Raw genomic sequence first — 19097 nt, forward strand, 5'->3', positions numbered from 1 at the left:
TTGAGTGGAATAGACTCAAGTCTGGTTCTGTCGGTACCAGTGGACACGCCGAAGCAGGGGAGCCCATGAACACCGAACGTCTCACCACCAAGAGTCGCGAGACCATCACCGCTGCCGTCGCCCTGGCCAATCAGCGCGGGCACGCCACCGTGGAGCCGTGGCACCTGCTGCTGTCGCTGCTGGACACCGAGGGCTCGACCGCCGCCGGCCTGCTACGCGCCGCCGGGGCCGACCCCGTCGAGCTGCGCCGGGCCGCCGAGCGCGCCGTCGACGCGCTGCCTGCGGCGCGTGGCTCCAGCATCGCCGAGCCGACCCTGGCCCGGGAGTTCGTCAACGCCATCGGTGCCGCCGAGCAGATCGCCCGCCCGATCGGCGACGAGTACACCTCCACCGAGCACCTGCTGGCCGGGCTGGCCCGGGTCGGTGGGGCCGTCTCGGCCGCACTGAAGGCCGCCGGCGCGACCGAGGAGACCCTGGTCGCCGCCTTCCCGACCGTGCGTGGCGGAGACCGCCGGGTCACCACCGCCGACCCGGAGCAGACCTACCAGGCCCTGGCCAAGTACGGCGTGGACCTGACCGCCAGCGCCCGCGACGGCAAGATCGATCCGGTGATCGGCCGGGACGCCGAGATCCGCCGGGTGATCCAGGTGCTGTCCCGGCGTACCAAGAACAACCCGGTGCTGATCGGCGAACCGGGCGTCGGCAAGACCGCGATCGTCGAGGGCCTGGCCCAGCGGATCGTCGCCGGTGACGTGCCCGAATCGCTGCGCGACAAGAAGCTGGTCTCGCTCGACCTCGGCGCGATGGTGGCCGGCGCCCAGTACCGGGGTCAGTTCGAGGAGCGGCTCAAGTCCGTGCTGGAGGAGATCAAGAACTCCGACGGCCAGGTCATCACCTTCCTCGACGAACTGCACACCGTGGTCGGCGCCGGCAAGGGCGAGGGCTCGATGGACGCCGGCAACATGCTCAAGCCGATGCTGGCCCGGGGTGAGCTGCGGATGGTCGGCGCCACCACGCTCGACGAGTACCGCGAGCACATCGAGAAGGACCCGGCGCTGGAGCGACGCTTCCAGCCGGTGCTGGTGGGCGAGCCCACGATCGAGGACACCATCGGCATCCTGCGCGGGCTCAAGGAGCGCTACGAGGTGCACCACGGCGTACGCATCACCGATGCCGCCCTGGTCGCCGCCGCCGCCCTCTCCGACCGCTACATCACCGACCGGTTCCTGCCGGACAAGGCGATCGACCTGGTCGACGAGTCCGCGTCCCGGCTCCGGATGGAGATCGACTCTCGGCCGGTCGAGGTCGACGAGATCGAGCGGGCGGTGCGCCGGCTCGAAATCGAGGAGATGGCGTTGGCCAAGGAGCCGGACGCCGCCTCCGCCGAGCGCCTGGAACGGCTGCGCAAGGAGTTGGCCGACAAGCGCGAGCAGCTCACCGCGCTCTCCGAGCGCTGGCAGTTGGAGAAGAGCCACATCACCAAGCTCTCCACCGCCAAGGAGGAGCTGGAGCGGCTCGGCGGCGAGGCCGAGCGGGCCGAACGCGACGGCGAGCTGGAGCGCGCTGCCGAACTGCGCTACGGGCGCATCCCCGCGCTCAAGGCCGAGCTGGCCAAGGCCGAGGAGGAACTGGCCCGGCTCCAGTCCGCCGGTGCGATGCTCAAGGAGGAGGTCGGCGCGGACGACATCGCCGCGGTGGTCGCCTCCTGGACCGGCATCCCCGCCGGACGACTGCTGGAAGGCGAGACGGCCAAGCTGCTGCGGATGGAGGAGTCGCTTGGCGAGCGCGTGGTCGGCCAGACCGAGGCGGTCGCCGCGGTCTCCGACGCGGTACGCCGGGCCCGGGCCGGCGTGGCCGACCCGGACCGTCCGACCGGCAGCTTCCTCTTCCTCGGCCCGACCGGCGTCGGCAAGACCGAGCTGGCCAAGGCGCTCGCCGAGTTCCTCTTCGACGACGAGCGGGCGATGGTCCGCATCGACATGAGCGAGTACGGCGAGAAGCACTCCGTGGCCCGCCTGGTCGGTGCCCCGCCCGGCTACGTCGGGTACGAGGAGGGCGGTCAGCTCACCGAGGCGGTGCGCCGCCGGCCGTACTCGGTGATCCTGCTGGACGAGGTGGAGAAGGCCCACCCGGACGTCTTCGACCTCCTGCTCCAGGTGCTCGACGACGGGCGGCTCACCGACGGCCAGGGCCGCACGGTGGACTTCCGCAACGCGATCCTGATCCTCACCTCGAACCTCGGCTCGGCGGTGATCAGCGACCTGACGCTCGCCGAGGAGCAGCGCCGGGAGGGCGTCCTCGCGGTGGTCCGGGGCCACTTCAAGCCGGAGTTCCTCAACCGGCTCGACGACATCGTGGTCTTCGCCGCCCTTCAGGGCGGGGACCTGCGGGCCATCGTGGACATCCAGCTGGAGCGGCTGCGCCGTCGCCTGGCCGATCGTCGGCTGGCCCTGGCCATCACCGACGCGGCGCGCACCTGGCTGGCCGAGCACGGGTACGACCCGATCTACGGCGCCCGGCCGCTGCGCCGGCTGGTCCAGTCCGCGATCGGTGACCAGCTGGCCAAGGCCCTGCTCGCCGGCCAGATCCGCGACGGTGACACGGTGCGGGTCGACCTGGCCGAGAGCAAGGACGGCCTCGCGGTGACCAGCGCCTGACCAGCCGCGATCGCGTCGGGCTGCGCGGCCGGGCGGTCCGGGCCACGATGTAGGCATGTTCGGGAAGGAAAAGAAGAAGGACTCCGGGTTGGCGGCGGCCATCGAGAGACTCGCCGAGGCCGAGACGGTCGCGTTCGGCGGGGTGGGACTCGCGGGGTCGCTGCTCCCGGAGACCGAGGCGTACCAGCAGGTCACGGCGGCCATCCGCGACCAGCCCGACGGGGTGCGCGACCAGCTCGACCAACTGCTCTCGGCCGGCACGGCGGCGGGCCGGCTGTACGCCGCCACCCTGTTGGAGCAGTGCGACCCGGCGGCCGGCCGGGCGGCCTGGGTCGCGCTGCGGAGAGATCCGGCGGAGGTGCAGACCATGACCGGCTGCATCATGGGCACCACCACCGTCGGTGAGTACGCCGCGGAGCGGCTCGCCGGAGCTTGATCCATTCGCCGATCGACTCCGGACGATCGGGGCTGCCGGCGGTGGTGAGCGCGCCGTACCGTCCGTGGCATGACCGCGACCGCCGAACCTCCGGCCGCCGTGCCCCCACCCCGACCGCCGCGCCCGGCGACCGTCACCGTCGCGTTCTGGCTACAGATCGCCGCCGCGCTGGTCCTGTTCGGACTCCTCGCCCTGGTGGTCGTCGAGGCCATCCAGTGGGATGCGGCGATCGACCGGGCCGCGCGGCGGGTGCCCGACGCCGACCCCAACGAGGTACGCGGGGAGCGCTGGAGCAACATCGGCACGTCGGCGGTCCTCGGCGCACTGCTACTGCTGCTCGCCCTCACCATGGCGCTTACGGCACCACGGGTACGCCAGGGCAGCAACGTCGCCCGGATCGTGGTCTTCGTGGCCGGCGGCGCCCACCTGCTGCTCTGCCTCCTGCCCTGCTGCTTCGGCACGCTGCTGTTCCCGTTCGGGCTCGCGGCGGGCATCGCCGAGGAGCCCTATCTCGACGACACCACGCCGGAGGACGACTTCTGGCAGGAGTCGGACTTCCTGCAAGCGCTCTACGAAGAAACGAGCCCGTTCGACGGGGTGTTCTTTCCACTTGCCGGCCTCGGTGCGGTGACGGTGCTGCTGCTCACCACGGCGGTGGTGCTGCTGCTGGCGCTGCCACCGGCACACCGCTGGTTCGTGCCGGCCACCGGGCCGACCGGCCCTCGGCCGCCGGCTCCCGGATCCGGCATCCCCAGCCCGTACCTTGCCAACTATCCGGCCGCGCCGGGCTATCCCGCTGCGTTCGGTCCTCCCGCCGCGCCGGGCTATCCGATCGTGCCCGGCTATCCGGCTGGGCCCGGTCTTCCGGCAGCGCCTGGCTATCCCGTCGGGCCTGGCTATCCCGTCGGGCCTGGCTATCCCGTCGGGCCCGGCTTCCCAGTGGCACCTGGCTATCCAGTTGCGCCTGGCTATCCGGCTGACCCCGGCTACCCAGTGCCGCCCGGGTATCCGACGGTGCCCGATCATCCTGCTGGGCCGTCCGGGCCGGACGCTCCATCCGCCGGCAGCAGCGGTCCGGACGGTGGCGGCCAGTCCGGCGAATCCTGACGACCCGACCGGTTGGCTGGCGAGAGGTGCGGCGGGCACAGATCATGGTTTGACGACCGTCGGCAGAACTCGGGAGGTGACCGGATGGACGAGGCGATGCCTCTGGTGCCCGCGCTCGGGGTCCTGGTCGCCCTGGTCCTGGTCGGGCTGGCCGTCGTCGGAACGCTCCGGCGGCGGCGCAACCGTCCGCGACCCACGGCCGGCACCCGAGGTCTGGTCGGGCCGCCGGGTGACCCACGCCGGATCACGGTCGGTGACATCGTCGAGATCGGCGACGACGCGTACCCGGTGTGCGGTTCGATCCGACTGGTTGAGGGCGAGTGGCGCTGGGCCGAGCACCTGTTCGACGACCCGGGCGGCCGGCGTCGGCTCTCGGTGGCGGAGAGCCCCGAATTCGAACTGGTGCTCTGGCATCCTGAGCCGGGCGTCGTCGGCACGCCGGGCGCCCCGCTGGTGGAGTTCGCCGGCCGCCGGTACAGCTGGCACGAATCCGGCCAGGCCCGGTACACCGCCAGCGGCGCGACCGGGCTCGCGCCGAGCGGCACCATGCGCTACCACGACTACCGGGCGCCGGGCGGGGCCCGGCTCACCTTCGAGGCGTACGGCGAGACGGGCTGGACGGCGGCCCGGGGCGAGCGGCTGGATCTCGCCGACGTGGCGGTGCACCCCCAGCATCGAGGATCCTGAGCCGCCGACGGCCGTCCACCGCCGCGACCACCACCAACGGCACCAGCTCGTAGATCAGCAGTTGGTCGACTCCAGGCCGGCCCGGCGGCCGGTGACGCGCCGTCCGGGCAGCGTCGTGGCGTGCCGAGATGGCCTGGTGCCGATACGGTGAAGCGCGTTCCAGGGAAGGAGAGAGATGGCTGATCCCCAGAGCACGCCGGCCAGAACCCGGCCGAGCGTGGTCACGATATCCACGTACCTTTTGTTGCTGTTCGCAGTCTGTCAACTCATCAGTGTGATCATTGCGCTGGCCACCATCGGCACCGTTCGGGATGTGATGGAGGAGGCGTACCGGGGCTCCACCGCCGAAGGCGTCGAGAACATCGCCGACGTGGTGGTGATCGCTGGTGTCGCCACCGCCATCTTCACGCTGGTGGTGGCGCTCGCGCTGTTCGGCCTCGGCCTGATGAACCTGCGCGGCAAGAACGGCTCGCGGATTGCCACCTGGATCGTCGGCGGCATCATGTTCTGCTGCGTCGGCTTCAGTGTGCTCGGCGGATTGGCCGGTGGGCTCGCCACACCCGGCGAGACCAGCGGCGATGCGCCAAGCCAGGCGGAGGTCCAGCGGCAGTTGGACGAGACGCTGCCGTCCTGGGTCAACCCGGTCAACAACCTGCTCAACGTGATCAGCCTGCTCGCGTTGTTGGCGGCGCTGATCCTGCTGGCGCTGCCGAAGGCCAACGAGTTCTTCCGCAAGCCGACCCAGCAGTGGGAGCCGCCGATGCCTGGTGGCAGCTACCCGAGCCAGCCCGGCTACCCGCAGACTCCGGGCTACCCGCCGGCTCCGGGCTACCCCGGTACCCCGCAGCAGCCGGGCTACCCCGGCGCGGCATCGCAGGAGCCGGGTTACCCGCCCACTGGAGGCCAGTCGTCCTTCGGTGACCAGCCCGGCGGGCCCGGTGGGCAGAACCCGCCGACCGGCGGCCCGGAACAACCCGGCGGGCAACCGCCGCCCACCGACCGGCCTGGCTGACCGCCGGTGAGTTGACCGCGATTACGACGGTCCCTCCGAGTAGGTTGCATCCGAAACGCCTACCGGAGGGACTCGTCGTGTCGTACCCCGAACAGACACCGGCCCGCCGGCCGACCGTGGTCCTGCTGGCCGTGGCGGTGCTGGCGGTGATGGCGCTCGGCGCGCTCGGGTACGCCGTGGCCGGCCTGACCACCGTCGGCGGCACCGTGACCAGGTTCCGCGCGGCGGCCGCCGGCACCTCGGCCGACGCCGGTCAGGTCGACGCGGTGGTCACCCTGCTGCGCGGCTCGGTCGTGGTGTCGGCGGTGCTGAGCCTGTGCGCGGGCCTCCTCCTCGCCGGCCTGGCGCTCGGTCTGGCCGCCCGCCGGCCCGCTGCGCGGGTGGCCACCTGGGCGGTCGCCGGGCTCGGCCTGCTGCTCGGCTGTTGCGGGGTCGTGGCCCAGGCCCTGCAACGCGCCGCTCCCGTCGACTTTGGTGACGATCGGGCCGCCGCCGAGTTGGTCAACCTGATCGCCGATGCCCATCCGGGGTGGTGGATTCCGCTCACCGCGACCCTTTCGGTCGCCCAGGTGCTCGGTTACCTTGTGGTAGCCGTGCTGCTGGCGATGCCGTCGGCAAACGCCTGGTTCCGTCGGAATCCGGCATCGACGTCGGGTGACCAACCGCCGGCACCACCTGGTTACCCGCCGTCGGTCCAGCACCCGCTGGCACCGCCCGGCTATCCGCCGCTGGGCCAGCAACCGCCGTACCAGCCCTATCCACCGCCCGGGGCCGCGCCATCGCCCCCCTATCCGCCGAGGTGAGCAGGCCCGTGACGCCCGACCCCGTGACGCCCGATCCGCCGGCCGGCCAGCGCTGGGCGTTGATCACGGGAGCGACCGCGGGCATCGGGGCGGCGTTCGCCGGGCGACTCGCCGCCGACGGGTGGCACCTGGTGCTCGTCGCGCGGGACGCGGACCGGCTCGCCGCGCAGGCGGCCGAGTTGACCGGCCGGCACGGCGTCGAAACCGAGTTGATCGCGGCCGATCTGTCCACCGACGACGGTTGTGCCCGCATCGAGCGGCGGCTGGCCGACGCCCCGCCCATCGAGTTGCTCGTCAACAACGCGGGCATCAGCCTGAACACCCCGTTCCTGCGCTCGGCGGCCGAGGACGAGATGCGGCTGCTCCGGCTCAACGTGCACGCGGTGCTGCGATTGACCCTCGCGGCCCTGCGTACGATGACCGAGCGGCGCAGTGGGGCAGTGATTAATGTCTCTTCCGTGGCCGGGTTCGGCGCGGTCATGCCGGGATCCACATACTCGGCAAGCAAGGCGTGGGTCACCAACTTCAGCGAGTCGGTCGGCCAGTCGGCCCGGCCGTTCGGCGTACGCGTGATGGCGCTCTGCCCCGGTTACACCCGCACCGAATTTCACGAGCGGGCCGGCATCGACATGTCGAAAACCCCGGAGTGGATGTGGCTCAGCGCGCCGGCCGTGGTTGACGAAGCCTTGCGTGACCTGCGAAAAGGCAAGCTCGTGAGTGTTCCGTCATGGAAGTACAAGCTGGCGGTGGCGGGCCTGCGGCACGCCCCGCGCCGACTGCTCGACCGGGTGGCCCGGGACACTCGGGGGCGGATCGGTCGCGACCGCGGCTGACTCAGCCACGGGTCATCCCGCCCGATTGCGTGGGCCTCGATGTCACTCGGTCCGATGTGATGATCGACGTAGCGTAATCAGGTATTGCCACCCATCGGTCCCCTGAAGAGTTGACCGAGGTGGCCCGCGCACGCGGCACACAGACTTCCGCAGTACCCTCTATCGCCATGGGGGACCACGACGACCTGCGTAAATTCATCTCTGACCTGGCTGTGGTGCGTGGCCGGGTGGTGCTCTCCTCGGGTAAGGAGGCCGACTCGTACGTCGATCTGCGCCGCGTCACGCTCCATCACCAGGCGGCCCCATTGGTGGGTCGCGTAATGCGGGAGTTGACCACTGACTGGTCGTACGACGCGGTGGGTGGCCTGACCCTGGGCGCCGATCCCATTGCCCTGTCGATGTTGCACGCCACCGGGCGTCCGTTGGACGCGTTCGTGGTCCGGAAGGCGGGCAAGGCACACGGGCTTCAGCGACGGATCGAAGGTCCGGATGTGGCCGGTCGTCGGGTGCTGGCGGTGGAGGACACCTCCACCACCGGCGGAAGTGTGTTGACCGCCGTCGAGGCTCTTCGCGAGGCCGGAGCCGAAGTCGTGGGGGTGGCGGTTATCGTTGATCGTGGCGCCGGCGACGCGGTGCGAGCCGCCGGATTGCCCTATCGGGCGGCCTATACGTTGGCTGACCTCGGCCTTGTGGCGTAAAAGTCTGCCGATTCGGACCTGCTGATATGCAGGCGGATCGATGCTGCTGGTGGAAGGATGGAATACGTGGGAACTGCGTTGGCCGAAATGACTATGCCTCAGATCTCGCCGCTTGCCGGCGAGCCGATCGAACGCGCCGACGCCGAGCGGCTGGCCGGGGTCCTCAAGGCCCTTGCCGACCCTGCTCGGTTGCGGCTACTCAGCCTGATCCAGTCGGCGCCCGAGGGCGAAGCGTGCGTGTGTGACCTGACCGCGCCGCTTGGCCTTTCTCAGCCGACCGTCAGCCACCACCTGCGTATCCTCACCGAGGCCGGCTTGCTGGAGCGGGAGAAGCGCGGTGTGTGGGCCTACTACCGACTGGTCCCGAGCGCGATCGCCACGATCGCCGACCTGCTCACCCCGCCGCGCAAGCGAGCCACCAAGCGGGCTCGCTGAGCCTTGACCCGCTGGTGGCTGCCGGACCGGCAGCCACCAGCGGGAACGGGCTTCAGCGGAGGTGGGACGTCTCGTACGTCTCCTCGGTGAGATCCCGGGCGGCCCGACGGAGTCGGCGACGCTCGGCGATGACCATTGCCGAGACCACGGCGACGCCGAGCAGGAACAGCGCCGCGATGGGCAGGAGGTTGTCGCCCGGCGCGTGCAGGTCCCGCTCGTCGGACTGCCACGGCCAGAGCGCCCGCAGGCTGCCCAGCAGGGCGCCGGACATCACCGCGAGAGTCATCCTGCGGTGCATCTCCAGCAGCCACTGGAGCAGCTTGACGAAGAGCGCCAGGCCGATCACCATGCCGGTCGCGAAGATCGCCAGGTAGCCGAAGTCCCGGTCGTTGACCGCGGTGATCGTCGGCTCGTAGAGGCCGACGGTCAGCAGCAGAAACGACCCGGACACCCCCGGCATCACCAGGGCGCAGACCGCCACGGCCGCCGCCACCAGCACGATCAACGGGTGCGGCGTGAGAGTGGCCTGCGGCAGGCCGGTCAGCGAGAACGCGGCCACCGCGGCGATCACCAACGCGACGATCTCGACCCGCCGCCACGGCGCGCCGACCATCGAGATCGGCACCAGCACCGAGGCGAGCACCAGCCCGAGGAAGAGCCCCCGGGTCTGTTCCGGATAGCTGGTCAACAGCGGCTCCAGGGTCTTCGCCGCGATGAGCAGGCCGGGCAGCATCCCGATCAGCAGTGGGATGACCACCTCCCAGTGCACCTGCCGGAGCTGGTGCCCGGCGCGGGTCCAGCCCCGTCGGCGCGGCACGTCGGCTGCCGCGTACCGCACGGCGCTCACCAGGTGACCGGCGGACGCGATGACCCGCTCGTACACGCCGGTGACCAGCGCGATGGTGCCACCGCTGACCCCCGGCACGGCTTCGGCCACGCCGATGGCCACACCGCGCACCACGTGACCTACCCGTTCGCCCAATGCCATGAAGATTCCGCTCCGTAAGTCGCTCGACCGGTCCGTCGTGGCCGCTGCCACGGCGGCCCAGGCTACCGGTGCCCACGGTGCAAGGAAGGGCCCCCTATTAACGCCTCGTGTAGAGGAAGGGCCCCTTATTAACACTCAGGTGCGGGTGTTGGTCAGCGGTAGTCGTCCTCGTCGGCCGCGACCACCCGGGCCTGCTCCATCGCGTCCCAGTCGTCGACCTCCAGGCCACGGTGCGGCTCGTCCTCGACCTCGGTGACGTTGACCACCCGGGCCTGCTCGACCGCGTCGGCCGGCTCGGCCTCCAGATCACGTTCCTCGGGGCTGAGGTGATCGCCGGGAGCGAAGTCCTCCTCGGGCTGGGCCATGCGGTCCCTCCGGGATGTCTGGTGGACGGTACTCACCCACCGTACGGGCTGCGCACGCAGATCGCTGGGAAGCGGCCCGGGGAGCGTACGCCTTCCTTGGGGCCGAGTAGGTCGAATCGTCCCTCCGCAGGCTGCCCCCGGTGCCAGGATGGGGGCCGTGGGTTTCCTCATTCGGCTGGCGACGACCGCCGTCGCCCTGTGGATCACCACGTTGATCGTGCCCGGCGTCGAGGTGACGGGGCGGAGCGGTTACCACAGCGCGCTCACCCTGGTCATCGTCGCGCTGATCTTCGGAGTGGTCAACGCGGTGGTCAAGCCGTTCATCAAGGTGGTGGGCTGTGTCTTCTACCTGCTGACGCTGGGCCTGTTCGCCCTGGTGGTCAACGCCCTGCTGTTCCTGCTGACCGACTGGATCGCCCGGTTGTTCGACCTTCCGTTCCACATCGAAGGGTTCTGGGCGGCCTTCTGGGGGGCCATCGTGATGGCGGTGGTCACCTGGCTGATCAGCGTGGCGGTACCGGATTCCGCGGACCGGCGGTGAACCAGCCCGGTTGTGCTCGGCGGGTCCAGCTACGGGATACTGCCCGCGGAGGACAGCGCGGTCCGGCGCACCCGTGGACATCGGGACGGCCGCACGGCCGACCGCCCAGGGAAATCAGGCGTCCGTACGGCGGCCGTCCGAAAAGAGCCAGGCGGCCGTACGGCCGGCGCAAGGAGAACAGCGGCCGCAGGGCCGACAGCGGCAAGTAAGGAGCGTTCGACATGCCCATCGCTTCCCCCGAGGCTTACGCCGAGATGCTGGACCGCGCCAAGGCCGGCCGGTACGCGTACCCGGCGATCAACGTGACGTCCTCGCAGACGCTCAACGCGGCGCTCAAGGGCTTCGCCGACGCGGAGAGCGACGGCATCATCCAGGTCTCGACCGGTGGCGCGGAGTACCTCTCCGGCCCGTCGGTGAAGGACATGGTGACCGGTGCGGTGGCCTTCGCCGCGTACGCGCACGAGGTGGCCAAGAAGTACCCGGTCAACATTGCCCTGCACACCGACCACTGCCCGAAGGACAAGCTGGACAAGTTCGTCCGGCCGCTGATGGCCATCTCCCAGGAGCGGGTCAAGAACGGCCAGGAGCCGCTGTTCCAGTCGCACATGTGGGACGGCTCGGCCGTGCCGGTGGCGGAGAACCTGGAGATTGCCGAGCAGCTGCTCACCGAAGCGGCCAAGGGCAAGATCGTCCTGGAGATCGAGGTGGGCGTCGTCGGTGGTGAGGAGGACGGCGTCGAAAACGCCATCAACGACAAGCTCTACACCACGGTCGAGGACGGCCTGGCGATGGTCGACGCGCTCGGCCTGGGCGAGAAGGGCCGTTACATGGCGGCGCTGACCTTCGGCAACGTGCACGGCGTCTACAAGCCGGGCAACGTCAAGCTGCGCCCCGAGGTGCTCAAGCACATCCAGGAGGCGGTCGGCGCCAAGTACGGCAAGGAGAAGCCGCTCAGCCTGGTCTTCCACGGCGGTTCCGGCTCGCTGCTGTCCGAGATCCGCGAGGCGCTCGACTACGGCGTGGTGAAGATGAACATCGACACCGACACCCAGTACACCTTCTCCCGCCCGGTCGCGGACCACATGTTCCGCAACTACGACGGCGTGCTCAAGGTCGACGGCGAGGTCGGCAACAAGAAGCTGTACGACCCGCGGGTGTGGGGCAAGGCGGCGGAGGCCGGGATGGCCGCTCGCGTGGTCGAGGCCTGCGAGCACCTGCGCTCGACCGGCACCACGATGACCAAGTGACGTACCGACACTGACCGCCCCGAGGCGGCCGGTCCCCGTGTGCCGGGGCCGGCCGCCTCGGCGTTTTCGCGTTTTCGCGGTGTGGGCGTGGGCGGTGCTGGCGGTGCTGGCCGGTGCTGGCGGTGTTAATAAGGGGCCCTTCCTCTACACGAGGCGTTAATAAGGGGCCCTTCCTTACAAGCCTCAGCGGGTTAGCAGGTGGACGGCCTCGTGGGCGTCGTCGGTCAGGTGCACGGTGCCCGACAGGTCGCCGAAGGGCGAGGTGGCCAGCAGGGGCCGCAGCAGCGACTCCACCGGCAGGTCCCTCGTCCAGTACGTGCGGTCCAGGAAGACGTACGCGCCGCTGGCACCGTCGGTGCCGTAGTAGGTCTTGGTGGCCGCCTGGAACACCTCCTGCACGGTGCCGGCCCGGCCGGGAGCGAAGACGATCCCACCCCGGGCCAGCCGCAGGATGGTGTCCTCCCGGATGGCGTTCGAGAAGTACTTGGCGATCCGGCCGGCGAAGAGGTTGGCCGGCTCGTGGCCGTAGAGCCAGGTGGGGATGGCCAGCCCGCCGCAGCTGGCCCAGTCCAGGTCACCGGTGGTCAACGCGGCCGAGTCCGCCCGGTAGGCGGTCACCGCCTCGGTGTCGTCGCCCGGCGGCGTGATCGACCTGCCGAACTCCTCCCTGACCCGCAGCGCGGCGGCCGTGTAGCGGTCGTGGTCGGTGAAGTCCGGCGCGGTGGCGAGCAGGTCGATGGCGGCGGTGAGTTCCTCGACCGGCCGGGTCGACAGGTACGCACCCAGGTTCGCGGCCTCCATCACGCCCGGCCCGCCGCCGGTGACCACCAGGCGGTGGGCCCTGGCCAGTTCCCGGCCGAGCACGGCGGCCATCCGGTACGCCGCACTGCCCCGGGGCACCGCGTGCCCACCCATCACCCCGACCACCGACTGCGGCCCGTGGGTGGTCAACCAGGCGCGGGTGGCGTCGGCGAGCGCGTTGTCCACGCCGTGGTCGTGCAACCGTTGGCCAAGCGCCTCCCGGACGTCGGGCAGCGCCCCGCCGTGGGCCCGGAAATGCGCGTACACCCGGGTGTCGTACATCGCCTCGAAGCCGCCCTCGGCGAAGCCGGCGGCCAGCTCCTCGGGGGTGTAGAGGTGCGGCGGCTGGGTCGGGTACGGCAGCCCGGAGAACGGCGGGACCACGTTGGCACCCCGCCGGACCAGGTCGGCGCCGACCTGGCGGGAAGCGAACCGGCAGCCGACGAAGAGGGTTCCGGCCACCTCGACGCCGGTGAAGTCGGGGATGGGATCCAGATCCAGGCGGAGCCCCTGAAGGGTCAGGCCGACCAGGCTCCCGGTAGCCAGTCGCCTGTCGAACTCGGCCCGGGTCTGGATCTCGTTGGTCCAGGTGTGCGGCTCGATGACGTCCGCAGGAGGTGGGGTGGGCATCGACTCATCCTGCCCGGCCGCTTCAACCCGGGCGACACAGCCCGGTACGCGAAGATTGCACGCAAGCCCGGCGGCCTGGCCGGGCTCCCGCATATCCGGTTCCTGCGGAGGCTCCGGACTCCCAGTTGTTGTAGTGCAAGCCCTCGGGTGGCGGGATGGGCCGCAGGCGTGAGGCGACCTCTCGGCCGTTCCGCCAGCGAGGTTGCCGGACCCCCTCGCGCGCTCCGTTTCGAAGCGGGTTGAATGGGGCGATGCAGAACCTCTTGCCTGAGCCGCCCGCCACGCTCCTGCCCGCCAACGAAGAGGCCGACGCCACCCTGGCGACCGCCGAGCAGGACGGCAGGGACGCGGCACTCGCCGAGGTGGCGGCCCGGTTCCCCACGCACAGCGCGGCCTGGGCGGCGCTGGCCGCCAAGTCGTTCGCCGGGGGCCAGGTCGTTCCGGCGTACGCGTACGCCCGGACCGGCTACCACCGGGGTCTCGACCAGCTGCGCCGCGCCGGCTGGAAGGGCCACGGCCCGGTGCCGTGGTCGCACGAGCCGAACCGGGGCTTCCTGCGCTGCCTCTACGTGCTCTCCCGCGCCGCCGACGAGATCGGCGAGGCGGACGAGGCGGCCCGCTGCGCCCAGTTCCTGCGCGACTGCGATCCGGCCGCCGCCGACGCACTCGCCAGCAACTGACCCCGCCGATCCGGCACTGAACCTGCCGATCCGGCACTGACCCGCTGGCCCGGCACTGAACCTGCCGACCCGGCACTGACCCGCTGGCCCGGTACTGAACCCCGCTGGCCCGGCACTGACCACGCTGGCGCGCTGACCGCACTGGCGTCGGTGACGCGCTGGCGGGCGCCTGACGTCCGGTGACCGCCGGCCCGAACTGTGTCGGGTCGGCGGTCGGGCCAGGTGACGACGACGGGGGTGTGACTACAAGCCTTCGGCCACCGCTGCGGCGATCTTGAGCCAGGCGTCCCGGGTCGCCGAGGAGAGCTGGGCGTAGCGGATCGGTTCTCCGGTGTCGATGAGCCGCTCGTACGGCGCCAGCAACACCGCCCGGGTCCGCGCGGCGAAGTGTTCCTGGATCGCGGGCAGGTCGATCTCCTTGCGGGACGGCGGCATGGAGACCACGGTGACCGCCTGCCGGACCAGCCGTTGCCGCCCACTCTGCTCCAGGTGGTCGAGCATCCGGGCGGCGGTCTCCGCCGAGTCGTTACGCGCCGACATGGTGACCAGGAGTTGATCGGTGGCGTCCATCGCGGCCTGCCAGTTCTGCGCCCGGACGTTGTTCCCGGTGTCCACGAAGATCAGCTTGTAGAAGCGGCTGACCACCTCGCGGATCTCACCGAAGGCCGCCGCGGTGAGCATCTCGCCGCCGGTGGCCGACTCGTCGGAGGCGAGTACGTCGAACATGCCCTCGCCCTGCGAGCGGACGTACTGCGACAGGTCGCCGACCCGCCCGTGCGCACCGTGGAACTGGCCCAGGTCACGCAGCAGGTCCCGCACCGTACGGGAGTGGAAGTCCTGTTGGGCGCGCATGCCGAGGGTGCCCTGGGTCTCGTTGTTGTCCCAGGCCAGCACGTACCCGCCGCGTTTCTGGCCGAAGGTCATCGCGAGCAGCAGGATGGCGACGGTCTTGCCGGCACCGCCCTTCGGGTTGACCACGGTCACCTGCCGCAGCCCACCGAAGTTGCGGCGCACCATCTCGATGTCCCGCTTGAGTTCCAGTTCGTGCCGTCCCGGCGGGAGTTTCACCAGGCCGGTCTTGTTGACCACCGCGCGGACACCCATCGTCGCGACCGGGTCGACCGGACGTACCTGCCGCCGCCGGGCGAAGTCCTCGGCGGTAGGTGCGCTGCCCTGGTCCGGATTCCAGTCCTGCTCCGGGTACGCCGACGGCACCCGGGACGCGGTCTCGGCCGGCTGGTACGGCCGATGCGGCAGCGGGTGCGCCACCGGCGGCGGTGCGCCCTGCTGCTGCCAGGGCGCCGGATTCCAGGCCGGCTGCGGCGGGAACGGACCGGGCGGCGCTGCCGCATACGGTTCGGACGCCGCTGCCGGATACGGCTCGGACGGCGCTGCCGGATACGGTTCGGACGCCGCTGCCGGATACGGCGGTTCGGGGGATGCTGCCGGATACGGCGGTTCGGACGGCGCTGCCGGGTACGGCGGTTCGGACGGCGCTGCCGGATACGGCGCGGGGGATGCGGCCATTGGGCCGGCGTACGGCGGGGCGGGTGGCCCGATCTCCGTGGGCGGCGGCACCGGGTTTGCGGGCTGCGGAGTGACCGGCACCGACGCCGATCCGGTGAAACCCTCCTGGTACGGCACGGGAGCGGTGCCGTGCAGCGGCGCGGCCGGCGGCGGAGTGACCGCGTAATGCGAGCCGGCCTGCTGAAGTCCGGGCGGGCCGGCCTGCTGGGGCAGCGACGGACCGGGCATGGGCTGGGGTACCGACGGGCCGGGCATGGGCTGGGGCACCGACGGGCCGGGCATGGGCTGCGACAGCGACGGGACGGGCGTGGGCTGCGACACCGGCGGGAGCGGCTGGGCCGGTGCGGCCCAGGTGGGCCGTGCGGAAGCCTGGGCTGCCTCGCCCGCCTGGGCGGCGATCGGGGCGGCGACCTCGGGGGCGGAACGCTGCGGCGGCTGCGCCCACGGCGACTCTGCCTGCGGGCGGGGCGCCGGCGGCATGCTGCCGCCCTGGTCGGAAAGCTCTGCGCCGGAGTCGGTCGGACCGGAGTCGGCCGGGCCGCTCGTCGCGCCACCCGTATCGGGGGTCACTGCCGGCCCATGGTCGCCGTCGGGCCCGGCGGCGAACGGACCGGCGTTGGTCGTGGCCGAGGACGGGCCGACATTCGTCGTGGCGTGCGGCGGCCCGGCGTCGGAAGTGGCGAAGGATGACCCGGCGTCAGCAGTGGCGGGGGACGGAGCGGCTTCGGCCGGCGTGCCGCCTCGGCTCGCGGTGAGCGAGGTCGGCTGGTCGAGGATGAACGGCTGGTCGAGGTCGACCTGGGCGGCTTGCGGCTGGCGCCCAGCCGGCGATGGTTCCCAGCCGGTGCTGGCCGGCCCGCCGCCGGTCAACGAGGGATAGTCGGCGGGCGAGGGCGGCACGCCCGGGTGGCCCGTGGCCGATGCGGCCGGGCCCGCCGCCGGTTGGCCGGTCGCCGGATGGTTGGGCGTCGGCGGAACGGCAGGTGGTGCCGGTGGCGGGGCACCCCAGGTGGGCGCAGCGAAGCTGTCGATCTGATCGGGTGGCCAGAGTGGTTCGATGTCCCGTTCCGGCACCCCGTGCTGGCCGGGCGCGGGCACCCGGTCGCCGTTTTCGTCCACCACGGTTCCTCCCCATTCCCCCTGCCGAGGATAGGCCCACCGGCCGATCCGGGCCGCCGGTGCCGGGTTCCGCTCTGGTCCCCCGAGTGCTTGGGTACCCGATTCAGGTCGTCCAGACCGCCCAGGCACCCGGCTCGGTCCACCAGGACCGCTTGCGGGTCAGTTCCGCTTCCACGCCGTCGTCCAGGTAGGGCAGTGGGACCGCGTCGCGAGGCAGCACCGACACGGCCCGACCCCGGCTCCGCCGCACCTCCAGGCGTACCCGGCGGCGGCCCAGCTTCGACCGGGTGACCACCGGTACGGCCACCGCGACCTCGACCAGCCCGTCGGTCGGGTCGGGCTCGGCGAGCAGGGCGACGTCGTCGAGCCGGGCGTACCCGCCCGCGTTGCCGATGGCGCAGGCCAGCAGCGGCTCGTCGCCGTGGGACAGCACCGTGTCGTCCACCTCCACCCGGCCCCGCCAGTGCAACGGTCGTCCGTCCTCGGCAGCGGCACCGAGCAGCGCGCCGTCGAGCGTCACCGAGCCGCCGTCGTTGCGCAGCAGATCGAGCCGGCGGACCGACCCGTCGAGGACCGCGGCGGCCACCGCCGCCGGGTCACGTGGCAGCCCGAGCTGCGCGGCGAGGTCGCGGTGCGTCGTGCTCCGCGCCGGATCGAGCGGGAGTACGCCGATCGGCGGCAGGTCCGGCACGGTCCGATTGCCGGCCAGGTCGGCCGGGCGGCGGCTCGGCGGTGGCGCGTACCGCCGGACCAGCCGGCGTAGCACGGCGCGCAACTGTGCGTCACCAGCGACCGCGACCACGAGCCTGGTCTTGGTTTCCGGGTCCGGCCAGGTGAGGCCGTCCGGCCGGGGTGGGCCGTCCAGCCGGGCCAGCACCTCGTCGATCTCGGTGTCCGACCGGGCCGTTACCGGGTCGACCCGGGCACCCCGGGCAGTCAGGGCATCCGCACAGGCCAACACGGGTACGCGTGGAGTCTCACAGCGTTCCTCCCCGCCCCGGGAAGCATCGGTCGCACCACCGCAGCAGGCTCCGCCGCTGCCGCACCCGGCCCCCGGAACGTCCCGCTCCGAGCCCAGGGTGAGCAGTACCACGTCGTACACGGGTGGGGCTCCTCCTGCCTCTCGACGCGACCCCTGCTGGTCGTGTCGTCACTACTTGTTAACCTGACACCCCGGGCTCGCTGACCGGTCGCCATCTGGCACCCGAGCCTTCTGGAGGCGAGAAGATGCCAGCGATCGTGCTCATCGGCGCTCAGTGGGGCGACGAGGGCAAGGGCAAGGTTACCGACCAGCTGGGTGAGCGGGTCGACTACGTGGTCCGCTACTCCGGCGGCAACAATGCCGGCCACACGGTGATCACGCCGGACGGCCAGAAGTACGCACTGCACCTGATGCCGTCGGGCGCGCTCTCCCCGAACGCGGTGATCGTCATCGGCAACGGCGTGGTGGTCGACCCGAAGGTGCTGCTCAGCGAGATCGACGGGCTGGCCGAGCGGGGGGTGGACGTCTCCCGGCTGCGGATCTCCGGCGACGCGCACCTGATCATGCCGCACCATCGGGCACTGGACCGGGTGGTCGAGCGGTACCTGGGCAGCGCCCGGATCGGCACCACCGGCCGGGGCATCGGCCCGGCGTACGGCGACAAGGTCGCCCGGATGGGAATCCGGGTGCAGGACCTGCTCGACCCCGGCATCCTGCGCAAGAAGCTGGAACTCGCGCTGCGCGAGAAGAACCAGGTGCTGTTCAAGGTCTACAACCGCAAGGCGATCGACGTCGACGCCACGATCGAGGAGTACCTCGAGTACGCGGAGCGGTTGCGGCCGTACATCGCGGAGACCCGGTCGTTGCTCTGGGACGCGCTGGACCGCGGCGACATCGTGCTGCTGGAGGGCGCCCAGGCCACCATGCTCGACATGGACCACGGCACCTACCCCTTCGTCACCTCGTCGAACCCGACGGCGGGCGGGGCGTGCGTGGGCGCGGGCATCCCGCCGACCGCGATCACGAAGGTGATCGCGGTGAGCAAGGCGTACACCACCCGGGTCGGTTCCGGCCCGTTCCCCACCGAGCTCTTCGACGACGCCGGCCAGCACCTGCGCAAGGTCGGCCGGGAGTACGGCACCACGACCGGCCGGGAGCGCCGGTGCGGTTGGTTCGACGCGGTGGTCGCCCGGTACGCCTGCCGCCTCAACGGGGTCACGGATCTGGTGATCACCAAGTTGGACGTGCTCACCGGCCTGCCCACCGTGCCGATCTGCGTCGGGTACGAGATCAACGGCAAGCGGGTCGACGACATGCCGATGACCCAGACCGACTTCCACCACGCCACCCCGATCTACGAGGAGCACGACGGCTGGTGGGAGGACATCACCAAGGCGAGAACCGAGGATGACCTCCCCGAGAACGCCAGGCGCTACATCGCCCGCATCGAGGAGCTGACCGCCACCCGCGTCAGCGTGGTAGGCGTAGGTCCCGGCCGCGAAGAGAACGTAACCCGCCACCCCCTCCTCCCCTGACCCCGCTGCGCCCT

Annotated in this window: 18 protein-coding genes; 13 read left to right on the top strand and 5 right to left on the bottom strand. The window is 71.3% G+C overall.

Annotated elements, in window-relative coordinates; genetic code table 11:
• Nucleotides 1-65 precede the first annotated feature (65 nt).
• The 9 genes from clpB to QQG74_RS00730 all read left to right on the top strand — a co-directional run bounded on the left by clpB (nucleotide 66) and on the right by QQG74_RS00730 (nucleotide 8668).
• The gene (gene clpB, locus QQG74_RS00690; protein WP_341718366.1) at nucleotides 66-2657 is read left to right on the top strand and encodes an ATP-dependent chaperone ClpB; all 2592 of its coding nucleotides are present in this window, start codon (nucleotides 66-68) and stop codon (nucleotides 2655-2657) included.
• Nucleotides 2658-2712: 55 nt separating this feature from the next.
• Nucleotides 2713-3093, top strand: coding sequence for a hypothetical protein (locus QQG74_RS00695; protein ID WP_341718367.1), 381 nt, complete (start codon nucleotides 2713-2715; stop codon nucleotides 3091-3093).
• 69 nt (nucleotides 3094-3162) lie between these two features.
• Nucleotides 3163-4200, top strand: coding sequence for a hypothetical protein (locus QQG74_RS00700; protein ID WP_341718368.1), 1038 nt, complete (start codon nucleotides 3163-3165; stop codon nucleotides 4198-4200).
• A gap of 84 nt (nucleotides 4201-4284) precedes the next feature.
• Nucleotides 4285-4887 (top strand): DUF4178 domain-containing protein, encoded by a 603-nt coding sequence (locus tag QQG74_RS00705; RefSeq protein WP_341718369.1) that lies wholly within the window; start codon nucleotides 4285-4287, stop codon nucleotides 4885-4887.
• Between the two features lie 274 nt (nucleotides 4888-5161).
• A complete protein-coding gene (locus QQG74_RS00710) occupies nucleotides 5162-5899 on the top strand; it encodes a hypothetical protein (RefSeq protein WP_341718370.1) in 738 nt (245 codons plus the stop codon).
• Between the two features lie 77 nt (nucleotides 5900-5976).
• Complete coding sequence (locus QQG74_RS00715; RefSeq protein WP_341718371.1) at nucleotides 5977-6702, top strand: hypothetical protein; 726 nt, start codon at nucleotides 5977-5979, stop codon at nucleotides 6700-6702.
• Between the two features lie 23 nt (nucleotides 6703-6725).
• The gene (locus tag QQG74_RS00720; protein ID WP_341721088.1) at nucleotides 6726-7535 is read left to right on the top strand and encodes an SDR family oxidoreductase; all 810 of its coding nucleotides are present in this window, start codon (nucleotides 6726-6728) and stop codon (nucleotides 7533-7535) included.
• Between the two features lie 167 nt (nucleotides 7536-7702).
• Entirely contained in the window at nucleotides 7703-8233 is a 531-nt protein-coding gene (locus QQG74_RS00725; RefSeq protein WP_341718372.1) for an orotate phosphoribosyltransferase, read from the top strand.
• 57 nt (nucleotides 8234-8290) lie between these two features.
• A complete protein-coding gene (locus tag QQG74_RS00730) occupies nucleotides 8291-8668 on the top strand; it encodes a metalloregulator ArsR/SmtB family transcription factor (protein ID WP_111244082.1) in 378 nt (125 codons plus the stop codon).
• A 52-nt stretch (nucleotides 8669-8720) separates the two neighbouring features.
• Here the strand turns inward: QQG74_RS00730 and QQG74_RS00735 are convergent, their stop codons facing one another.
• Nucleotides 8721-9656: a DUF368 domain-containing protein gene (locus QQG74_RS00735; protein ID WP_341718373.1), complete on the bottom strand. Its 936-nt coding sequence runs from the start codon at nucleotides 9654-9656 to the stop codon at nucleotides 8721-8723.
• 152 nt (nucleotides 9657-9808) lie between these two features.
• The gene (locus QQG74_RS00740) at nucleotides 9809-10021 is read right to left on the bottom strand and encodes a hypothetical protein (RefSeq protein WP_341718374.1); all 213 of its coding nucleotides are present in this window, start codon (nucleotides 10019-10021) and stop codon (nucleotides 9809-9811) included.
• Between the two features lie 157 nt (nucleotides 10022-10178).
• Here QQG74_RS00740 and QQG74_RS00745 point away from each other — a divergent pair, with 157 nt between their 5' ends.
• Both QQG74_RS00745 and fbaA read left to right on the top strand, forming a co-directional pair.
• The gene (locus QQG74_RS00745; protein ID WP_341718375.1) at nucleotides 10179-10562 is read left to right on the top strand and encodes a phage holin family protein; all 384 of its coding nucleotides are present in this window, start codon (nucleotides 10179-10181) and stop codon (nucleotides 10560-10562) included.
• 221 nt (nucleotides 10563-10783) lie between these two features.
• A complete protein-coding gene (gene fbaA / locus QQG74_RS00750) occupies nucleotides 10784-11809 on the top strand; it encodes a class II fructose-bisphosphate aldolase (RefSeq protein ID WP_341718376.1) in 1026 nt (341 codons plus the stop codon).
• Nucleotides 11810-11992: 183 nt separating this feature from the next.
• Here the strand turns inward: fbaA and QQG74_RS00755 are convergent, their stop codons facing one another.
• Nucleotides 11993-13240, bottom strand: a complete 1248-nt coding sequence (locus tag QQG74_RS00755; protein ID WP_341718377.1) for a hypothetical protein — start codon at nucleotides 13238-13240, stop codon at nucleotides 11993-11995.
• A 251-nt stretch (nucleotides 13241-13491) separates the two neighbouring features.
• On the opposite strand from QQG74_RS00755, the gene QQG74_RS00760 reads away from it, so the two are divergent.
• Nucleotides 13492-13920, top strand: coding sequence for a DUF3151 domain-containing protein (locus tag QQG74_RS00760; protein WP_341718378.1), 429 nt, complete (start codon nucleotides 13492-13494; stop codon nucleotides 13918-13920).
• 243 nt (nucleotides 13921-14163) lie between these two features.
• On the opposite strand, the gene QQG74_RS00765 is transcribed toward QQG74_RS00760, so the two are convergent.
• Complete coding sequence (locus tag QQG74_RS00765) at nucleotides 14164-16569, bottom strand: chromosome partitioning protein (protein WP_341718379.1); 2406 nt, start codon at nucleotides 16567-16569, stop codon at nucleotides 14164-14166.
• A 100-nt stretch (nucleotides 16570-16669) separates the two neighbouring features.
• Entirely contained in the window at nucleotides 16670-17668 is a 999-nt protein-coding gene (locus QQG74_RS00770; protein ID WP_341718380.1) for a hypothetical protein, read from the bottom strand.
• Between the two features lie 125 nt (nucleotides 17669-17793).
• Between QQG74_RS00770 and QQG74_RS00775 the strand changes: the two genes are divergently transcribed.
• Nucleotides 17794-19083: an adenylosuccinate synthase gene (locus tag QQG74_RS00775; protein WP_341718381.1), complete on the top strand. Its 1290-nt coding sequence runs from the start codon at nucleotides 17794-17796 to the stop codon at nucleotides 19081-19083.
• Nucleotides 19084-19097: the final 14 nt, after the last annotated feature.

The organism is Micromonospora sp. FIMYZ51, from assembly GCF_038246755.1.
Lineage (GTDB): Bacteria > Actinomycetota > Actinomycetes > Mycobacteriales > Micromonosporaceae > Micromonospora.

Bases quoted from the DNA above. Each gene is read 5' to 3' on its own strand.
- clpB (WP_341718366.1), top strand. From the start codon at position 66: ATGAACACCGAACGTCTCACCACCAAGAGTCGCGAGACCATCACCGCT.
- QQG74_RS00695 (WP_341718367.1), top strand. From the start codon at position 2,713: ATGTTCGGGAAGGAAAAGAAGAAGGACTCCGGGTTGGCGGCGGCCATC.
- QQG74_RS00700 (WP_341718368.1), top strand. From the start codon at position 3,163: ATGACCGCGACCGCCGAACCTCCGGCCGCCGTGCCCCCACCCCGACCG.
- QQG74_RS00705 (WP_341718369.1), top strand. From the start codon at position 4,285: ATGGACGAGGCGATGCCTCTGGTGCCCGCGCTCGGGGTCCTGGTCGCC.
- QQG74_RS00725 (WP_341718372.1), top strand. From the start codon at position 7,703: ATGGGGGACCACGACGACCTGCGTAAATTCATCTCTGACCTGGCTGTG.
- QQG74_RS00730 (WP_111244082.1), top strand. From the start codon at position 8,291: ATGGAATACGTGGGAACTGCGTTGGCCGAAATGACTATGCCTCAGATC.
- QQG74_RS00735 (WP_341718373.1), bottom strand. From the start codon at position 9,656: ATGGCATTGGGCGAACGGGTAGGTCACGTGGTGCGCGGTGTGGCCATC.
- QQG74_RS00740 (WP_341718374.1), bottom strand. From the start codon at position 10,021: ATGGCCCAGCCCGAGGAGGACTTCGCTCCCGGCGATCACCTCAGCCCC.
- fbaA (WP_341718376.1), top strand. From the start codon at position 10,784: ATGCCCATCGCTTCCCCCGAGGCTTACGCCGAGATGCTGGACCGCGCC.
- QQG74_RS00755 (WP_341718377.1), bottom strand. From the start codon at position 13,240: ATGCCCACCCCACCTCCTGCGGACGTCATCGAGCCGCACACCTGGACC.
- QQG74_RS00760 (WP_341718378.1), top strand. From the start codon at position 13,492: ATGCAGAACCTCTTGCCTGAGCCGCCCGCCACGCTCCTGCCCGCCAAC.
- QQG74_RS00775 (WP_341718381.1), top strand. From the start codon at position 17,794: ATGCCAGCGATCGTGCTCATCGGCGCTCAGTGGGGCGACGAGGGCAAG.